Genomic DNA, 8,041 nt, shown 5'->3' with positions numbered 1-8,041 from the left:
AACAATAATCGCGGCCGTCGTATAACGGCATTACCCGAGCTTCCCAAGCTCGTGACGCGGGTTCGACTCCCGTCGGCCGCTTTAAGCCCCATCAAACGGTGGGGCTTTCTATTTTTAGAGCTTATCTATTTATTACTTGCCGGATACTCGAGGTTTTCGGGGAGAGGATTATTGAGGACCTCGAGGAAACGCCGGGCTTCCCATCGAGCCATGCCAACATTGTGATCAAGATAGTTACCACACTCTTCCGCGGAGGCTCCAGGAAGGGGGCCATTGAATTCTGCTATCCAGTTAAAGAGGTTTCGAATCAGCGGCAGAATCTCTCGACTGGTAAGGGCCCCCTCGAAAATCACATAAAAACCAGTGCGACATCCCATGGGCCCAAAGTAGACCGTTTTGGGCCCCCATACCGGATGGTTTCGTAGAAAAGTAGCCCCCAGATGCTCAATAGTATGAAGGGCGGGATTATCCAATACGGGCTCCCGGTTGGGACGTTTTAGGCGAATATCAAAAGTAGTAAGAACGGTTTCCCCAAACCGATCCTGTCGGGATACGAAAATTCCCCGTTCGAGTCGAGTATGATCCACCGTAAAACTGGCTATTTTTTCCATGCCGGTTCTCCTCTTTAAAGCGGTATTTCCTCTTGTTTTCCCATGGTCATAAAAACCGGGGAATCAGAGAGAGCCTCCTAAGAGACTAATCATTTTTTGAACGAGCACGCTTGAATGATGGGATGCCAGGTGAAGAAATTCTTCAAACGAATAGGGCGATTCTTTCCCGGCCACATCGGAGATGGAACGGAGAATTACAAAGGGGACTCCAAAAAGAGCGCAGGTATGAGCAATGGCGGCGCCTTCCATTTCCACTGCGCAGACCCTGGGGAAGCGTTTCTTTAATGCCGTGATTCTTTCGGGATCGTGCATAAAACTATCCCCGGAGCCAATGATACCCCGGGTACAGCGAACGGCAGGAGGAAGGGCTCCTTCTTTTTTCAGATTCTCAAAGGCCTTTTCTGCTATCTCTTCGCTTTTTCGGTCCGCTGAGAAAATAGGGGGCTGTCCGGGAATTTGCCCTGCCTCATACCCAAAGGCGGTAACATCTACATCGTGATACAGGGCCCCCTCTGAGATTACCAGATCTCCTACGGCGAGGTCAGAACTAATGCCGCCGGCCGATCCGCTGTTAATAATCAGCCTCGGTTTAAAGTGATCTATGAGTAAAGCGCATCCTACGGCGGCTTGTACTTTACCGATACCGCATTGGAGAAGTACCACCTCCTGGTTACCGAGCAAACCCTGCATAAACCGGAAGGGCCCGATTGAATGAATGACGGTTTTTGTAAGCGCCTGAGAAAGAAGGGCAACCTCTTCTTCCATTGCCCCAATAATACCTATCATTAAACTCCTCCCTGTACGATGCTTCCTTTGTGGTCTTCACGTTATCGAGTATCAGTGTATACAAAAATAATGTTGAACTCAATGAGGGGCCCTTATGCGGTATGAAGTAGAGAGCACGAAGCCCAGAGCCCCCTCTCTATGTGGGGGTATCCAGAACACCCACAGAGCTTAACCTTTCGACGGGTTTTACAAAGCATATTCTTCTGGATCTACTTCTGAATCTTCTAAAGGTATTTTTATGTGTATATGGGTTCCTTTTTGGGAAGAGGACCGGATGGTCAGGGTACCATGGAGTTGATGGATGCGATACTGGATAGACCGTAGTCCTACCCCTGCAACGGTGGGATTCATAGGAATATCATTAAGTCGTTCATCCCCTTTCCCGTTATCGGAAATAATAATATATGCTGTTCCTGGGGGATCTTCTTTTCCCTCGATAGTGATTTCTGTTGCTTTCCCATGTTTCACACTATTATTTACCGCTTCCTGCACAATTCGATACAAATTAATTGCCTGGGATTTTGAAAGACGGCTTATGTCTGAGGGAATATCCCAAAAGAAATTGTAGGCGCATCCTGTCTGTCGTTCCATGGTGGCACACAGATTTTCCAGGGCCTTCTCGAGGCCCAGGTTTTCCAGTTCTACCGGGAAGGCATCGTGGGCATACTGACGGGTGAGCGTCAATGTTTCATCGATCATCTGAATCACATCCCGTAGTCCTGGATACTGGGGAAGCATGCTTTTACAGTACATAGAAAGCCCCGCCAGGCGCTGACAGATGTCATCGTGAAGGTCGAGACTAAACCGAAGACGTTCCAATTCGCTAATGCGGAGGACCTCTGCTTCGACCGCCTCTCGTCTTCGTGCTTCTGCTTGAATCTCTTCGTAGGCTTTTACAAGTTCCTGGGTTCTCAGTTGCACCTGTTCTTCCAGAATTTGTGCCCGTTGTTTTTCTTTTTCCAGTTCATAGAGCCGTTCTAAATTGTTTGCTAAAAAGGTGGCACAGCTACAGAGATGTGGCTGGGCGTAGTCTTCTGCATAGTACACTAAAATCCCTACGTAGTTGTCTCCACTGCGAAGGGGATACACGCATTGAACAGGATCTTCCTCTTCCTGTAATATCTCTTGAATTAACACCAGCGGCGGATTATCTCCCAGATTTTCTTCTTTGCCCTGGGATTTCTTGTACAATAGAAGTGCCTCCGGCCTCCCTTCTTTTTGTGGGGTTGGAAACACAAACAGATAACAAAGAGGAACCGAAAGGGCTGCAAGAAAATCAGAAAGATGTTGGACCATGCCATGGTAAGTATTGATAGTAATGAGACGCTGTCCCAGGTAACTTAAATTGCGGAGATACTGTTCAGATTTGATGGAAAGATACATCAAAAGGGAAGCATCACTTTCTGTAAAAGACTTTTGATGATTTACCAAGAGTCGATGGGGAAGGGATGTATACCCCTGCAAAATGCCCAAAATAGGACTGGATATAATATGACCAGTACCTGTTTTTGTCTGGCAACCACAGGATTCTCGGAGAACCAGAGACGATTCTACGAATTGAACGGTTGAATGGTTTTCCTTTTTGATAAGATGATCAAGCAGTTCCACCGCCCGTCTGCCAAGTTCATCCAGGGGTTGATGTATCGTTGTAAGAGAAGGATATTCCAGAGCAGCCAGTGGAATATCGTCAAATCCTGTGATGGCACAGGACTTCCAATAGGGATTTTCTGAAGTTTCAATTGCTTTCAGGACCCCAATTGCCATGTTGTCGTTAGCCGTGATAATCACATCAAAGGGATGTTCGGGCCGTTCGTTAAGATATCGATTCGTGATAACCATGCTGGAGTATTCATGAAAGAGCCCATGCTCAATAGTTAATTCAAGGGAGATACCCTGTTGTCGATATTCTTTGATTACTTCCTGAACAATCTGTTCTCGAATGATGTTATCGTGGTGATGAATAGGCCCTCCAATATATAAAAATGAATGGTATTTGTGATCTTCGATCAGATGGCGCAGAAGGCTAGAAAAGGCCTTTTTGCTGCGAATGAGAATAGAAGGCAGATCGAAAAACTGTCTCCCTATAGAAACTACTGGAACGGATCCAAAGGTCTTTTCTAGATAGTTTCTATCTTCTCTTTTTAATTCTCCCCCAATAACCGAAGAAAGCAAAAGAATCCCCGCTACTGAAAGCCATGGAGCAGAATAAAAAGGTTTGCCCTTTAGTTCGGGGCGGAAAATCGTTTCTGACTGGATGCAAATAAGTCGATACTGCTGAGCTTTTGCTGCTTCTCGAACGGCACGGTAAATGGAAATCTGGTATTCTTCATCAAGATTGTTTACAAAAAGAGCTATATGTTTTGAATACACCGGTAAAATCCCCTATATGCAGCTTGTTTATGGGAGACTACAATCAAATGTACCGTATTATATCATAGATTAAGGAGGAAGTTTTTATGAAAATAAAAAAAAGCCTGGTCAGGTTCCTGGTCAGTGTTTTCTTTTGTGTTTTGTTCCCTTCAGTGATTTTTGCTATGGGAAAGAAGGATCAGTCTCAGACTTCTGCAAAACCGGCCGAGGAAGTTCTCTCAGAAAAGATAGTATTTGAAGAAAGCTTTGAGGGAACCCCCGTAGGGTGGACCGGTCGGGCTTCCGAAGCGGTCACCATAAAGGAGGGGCCCGCAGCGGAGGGAAAAAAATACTTGGATATATCGAATCGAAAAGGTACGTGGAATGGTCCTATTCGGGATGTAACCCCTGTGTTAAAGCCCGGTCAGACCTACCGTATTGGCGTATGGATAAAATTTGATGAAGGTCCGGCAAGCCAGAATTTTACCATCAGCCTGGAACGGACCCTGGGGGGAAGTAAGGATTATTTTAACCTTGGTGGAGGAAAGGTTCCGAAAGGGGAATGGACCTATCTGGAGGCTACCTACTCCGTACCGGTGACTAAAGCGGAGGCCCAATATCGACTGTATGTGGAGACCCCCTACAAATCGGATGAGCAGGCCACCGCAGATGATCTTATCCCCTTTGCCCTTGATGCGGTTCAGATTGTCCAATTGCCACCACCCCGGCCACCACAGGTGGAAACCAACATTCCTGCTTTCTATACTCTTTTTACAAACCTGCCCATAGGAGCGGCCATTAATTCGGGTGACCTGGATCCTTCTAAACTTCACCATGGTCTTCTGCGTCATTTTAATGCCTTTGTGTATGAAAACGAAATGAAGCAAGATGCTATGCAGCCGGCAGAGGGCCGCTTTGTGTTTGACAAGGCCGATGCCTTTGTTGCCTTTGGCCAGAAGCAAAAGGCAAAGCTTCGGGGACACACACTCCTGTGGCACAGCCAGGTGCCGGCCTGGTTTTTTCAAGATCCGACGGATCCTTCCAAACCGGCCAGTAAAGAATTACTTCTTTCCCGGATAGAAAAACACATTAAAACGGTGGTAGGCCGATACAAAGGTAAGGTTGATTCGTGGGATGTGGTAAATGAGGTTGTCGATGATAACGGGAATTTGCGGAACTCCCCCTATCTGCGGATTGTAGGAAGCGATGAATACATTGCCAAAGCCTTCCGTTGGGCCCGGGAAGCGGATCCCAATGCCAAGCTCTTTATAAATGATTACAATATTGAATACAAGGGAGCAAAACAGGATGCCCTCTTCAATCTCGTAAAGAAATTGAAGGATGAGGGGGTTCCCATTGATGGGGTTGGGTTACAGGCTCATATCAGTGTGGGCTTCCCGACGGTAAACGATATCCGGAACGCCATTCGACGGTTTGCTTCCTTAGGGGTAAAAGTTCAGGTTACAGAGCTCGATATGTCGATCTATAGCTCTGGAAACGAAGCTAAGAAAGAGGCCGATCGGGAAATCCTGCTTGAGCAGGCCTACAAATATCGAGACTTGTTTACTATGTTCCAGGAAGAGGCCCGGGCAGGAAATCTTGATATGGTGGTCCTCTGGGGGCTTTCGGACGATCGAACATGGCTCAACAATTTCCCTGTTCCGGGGCGCGCTGATCATCCTCTCCTTTTTGGAAAAGACCTCCGGGCTAAGCCGGCCTATTGGGCTCTGGTGGATCCCAGTAAACTGCCTATTGGTATAAAGAATATCTTTGCGTACAAAACCGATAAGATAGATCTTTCTGCTTCTGTGTGGGCTTTTTCCAAATCCCAGCCTATAGTGGATCAAAAAGGGAAAGAGTACGGATCCTTTAAGGTTGTGTGGACCGACAAAGAGGTAGTAGTTCTGGTGACGGTGCTGGATGATAGTTCCCATAAGGATGATGAGGTTCGTCTGTATGTGGAACCTAAAAACCGGCGGATGGAAAAAAGATCGGATGATCTTGTAGTACTTTCGGTACCGCGATCGCAGGCTGTTAACGATACGGGGAAAGAATACCAGATTCTTGCCAGACTCCCTGTTAGTCTTAAGGTCGAAGGTAAAGTTGGTTTTGACATTCAGTTGATAAACGCTTCGGCAGGGGGAAAACAAGTTCAAAGCTGGAACGATTATACCAACAATCAAGAGAAGAACAGCTTGAACTATGGAACCCTTACGATGAAGGTCCTTCCCCGAACGCTTACTGTAAAACGGGGTACCATCACCGTGGATAGGGTAAAGGATGCGTTATGGGATACGGTAGAACCCGTACCGATGACGGTAAAGACCATGGGGGTCACCGAAGATGGTTCCCAGTTCCGGGTTCTGTGGGATGATGACTATCTCTATGTTCTTATGGAGGTAAAGGATGAACTCTTGAATGATAAGAACAGTAATCCCTGGGAACAGGATTCGGTGGAGGTATTTATCGATCAGAACAATGCAAAAACCACCAGTTACGAAGCTGACGATGCCCAGTATCGGGTAAACTTCCGGAATGTGCGAACCTTTAATGGAGGAGACGAAAATCGCTTCCTTTCATCCACTCGAGTTATGGTGGGTGGTTATTGGGTAGAAATGGCGGTTCCCTTTACCCATGTTAAGCCCCAGCCGGGCGCCCTTATAGGGTTTGATGTTCAAATTAATGAGGCCGATGCATCAGGAAATCGAATTGGAATTCGTAACTGGCACAATAATACTAACCTGGGATATAAGGATCCAAGTGGGTTAGGAATTATCCTGTTGGTTGAATAACTACAGGATGCGTAGGGGCCTGTTCTGAGAACAAAATAAATGCTTCTTCTGCCGGGGAAGAATTTCTTCCCCGGCAAAGGTTTGGTTTTGTTTGCTGTATCAAGGGCTTATAAAAAGGATCAGGGTTAAGTGTAGGGAGAAAAGGTAGTGAAAAGCTATGCCTATAACAAAGATTTTACTGGTAGAAGATCATCCCATTTTCAGTAAGGGCCTTGCCTCTCTTATAGAAGCCCAGCCTACCTATAAGGTTGTGGGAGAAGCCCGGAATTGTAAAGAGGCAATAGAAGCGATTTATCGAACCGATCCGGATATTCTTGTGCTCGATTTAAATCTAAAAGGAGAGAATGGTTTAGATCTCATTCAGGATTTACAGTCAATTCATCCTAAGTTGCCTATATTGGTTCTTTCCATGTACGAAGAACGCTACTATGCAGAACGGGTTCTAAGGGCCGGTGCCCGCGGCTATATTATGAAGGCTGAAGCGGGAGACACAATTTTAGAAGCTATTCGGACTGTCTTGGCTGGTAAAATCTGGCTGAGTGAGGCTGAAAAGGCCCGACTCAGTGAGTATCTTACTCATCCTGTTCATATGACTACAAGTAATGATAAGTTTGCATCCCTTTCCCGGCTTTCTAATCGAGAACTAGAGATTTTCACTCTTATAGGAAAAGGGTTTGGAACTATCGAAATAGCTCGGCGATTGAACATTAGCACTAAAACCATCGATACCCATAAGGAACATCTTAAAGAAAAACTACACTGCAAAAATTCTCAAGAACTGCGACAGTTAGCTATTGAATGGCTCTCCTTTTCTGCCTATTCGGAAACGTAAAGGTTTTTCTCAGTTTTTATTCTGAATAGGTAAAATCCCTGATTTTGTAAACACTCAAAAGGCTTTTTACTAGCTTTAAAAGCTTTTGTAAGGAGGATATGTATGAAACGAAGTGCAGGGCAGCGCTGGCGATTAGGGCTGGTGCTGGTGGGTATGGGCCTGGTACTCCTGTTGGGGTGCCAGCCGAAAGGGAAGGGGGGCCAGGCTGCGGGTGGTCAACCGGAAGACTATCCGATAACGATTTCGGTATTTACGATCCAGCCGCAGCAGACACCGCCGCCCGACAACAAGATGTATAAGTGGATCAAGGAAAAGTTCAATGTGACGTTTACGTGGGACATTGCGGTAGGGCAGAAGGATCAGAAGATTGGGACGATGATCGCGGCGCAGGACTATCCAGATCTGATTGAGGTGGATAGCACGAAGTTCATCGAGGCGAAGGCGCTGATACCGCTGGAAGATCTGATAGAGAAGTACGGGCCCAATTTGAAGAAGAAGTATGCCGGGGTGTGGGAGAAGATGAAGGAAGACGATGGGCACATATATTGTCTTCCGAACTGGGGGGTAATCACCGGTGAATACAAGAGCTCCTACTACAGTGAATCGGCGTTGTGGATTCAGAAGGCGGTGCTGAAGGAGTTTGGGTATCCGAAGATCAAGACGCTGGATGA

The 8,041-nt window shown here is 46.5% G+C and carries 6 protein-coding genes and 1 tRNA gene; 4 read left to right on the top strand and 3 right to left on the bottom strand.

Translation table 11 applies throughout. From position 1 onward, the window contains the following. Positions 1–10: 10 nt before the first annotated feature. Positions 11–81: transfer RNA gene (locus C5O22_RS08770), tRNA-Gly, on the top strand. Between the two features lie 44 nt (positions 82–125). Here C5O22_RS08770 and C5O22_RS08765 read toward each other — a convergent pair. The 3 genes from C5O22_RS08765 to C5O22_RS08755 all read right to left on the bottom strand — a co-directional run bounded on the left by C5O22_RS08765 (position 126) and on the right by C5O22_RS08755 (position 3,767). Continuing rightward, a complete protein-coding gene (locus C5O22_RS08765; protein WP_132780994.1) occupies positions 126–611 on the bottom strand; it encodes an S-ribosylhomocysteine lyase in 486 nt (161 codons plus the stop codon). A 63-nt stretch (positions 612–674) separates the two neighbouring features. Then, positions 675–1,397 carry a 5'-methylthioadenosine/adenosylhomocysteine nucleosidase gene (locus tag C5O22_RS08760; protein WP_132780993.1) on the bottom strand — a complete coding sequence of 241 codons (723 nt, stop codon included), beginning with the start codon at positions 1,395–1,397 and terminating at the stop codon, positions 675–677. A 186-nt stretch (positions 1,398–1,583) separates the two neighbouring features. After that, the gene (locus tag C5O22_RS08755) at positions 1,584–3,767 is read right to left on the bottom strand and encodes a substrate-binding domain-containing protein (RefSeq protein ID WP_132780992.1); all 2,184 of its coding nucleotides are present in this window, start codon (positions 3,765–3,767) and stop codon (positions 1,584–1,586) included. Positions 3,768–3,853: 86 nt separating this feature from the next. Here C5O22_RS08755 and C5O22_RS08750 point away from each other — a divergent pair, with 86 nt between their 5' ends. The 3 genes from C5O22_RS08750 to C5O22_RS08740 form a co-directional block, all read left to right on the top strand. Then, a complete protein-coding gene (locus C5O22_RS08750; protein ID WP_132780990.1) occupies positions 3,854–6,538 on the top strand; it encodes an endo-1,4-beta-xylanase in 2,685 nt (894 codons plus the stop codon). Between the two features lie 157 nt (positions 6,539–6,695). Then, positions 6,696–7,370, top strand: coding sequence for a response regulator (locus C5O22_RS08745; RefSeq protein ID WP_132780988.1), 675 nt, complete (start codon positions 6,696–6,698; stop codon positions 7,368–7,370). 102 nt (positions 7,371–7,472) lie between these two features. After that, on the top strand, positions 7,473–8,041 hold a 569-nt coding region (locus C5O22_RS08740), incomplete at its 3' end, for a hypothetical protein (protein WP_486389495.1).

This window comes from Treponema sp. J25 (assembly GCF_004343725.1).
Taxonomy (GTDB): domain Bacteria; phylum Spirochaetota; class Spirochaetia; order Treponematales; family Breznakiellaceae; genus J25.
The sequence above is the reverse complement of the archived record's forward strand: the minus strand, read 5'-3'. Positions and strand labels throughout refer to the sequence as shown.

Coding starts and splice junctions, on each gene's coding strand:
- C5O22_RS08760 (WP_132780993.1), bottom strand. CDS start 1,397: ATGATAGGTATTATTGGGGCAATGGAAGAAGAGGTTGCCCTTCTTTCT.
- C5O22_RS08750 (WP_132780990.1), top strand. CDS start 3,854: ATGAAAATAAAAAAAAGCCTGGTCAGGTTCCTGGTCAGTGTTTTCTTT.
- C5O22_RS08745 (WP_132780988.1), top strand. CDS start 6,696: ATGCCTATAACAAAGATTTTACTGGTAGAAGATCATCCCATTTTCAGT.
- C5O22_RS08765 (WP_132780994.1), bottom strand. CDS start 611: ATGGAAAAAATAGCCAGTTTTACGGTGGATCATACTCGACTCGAACGG.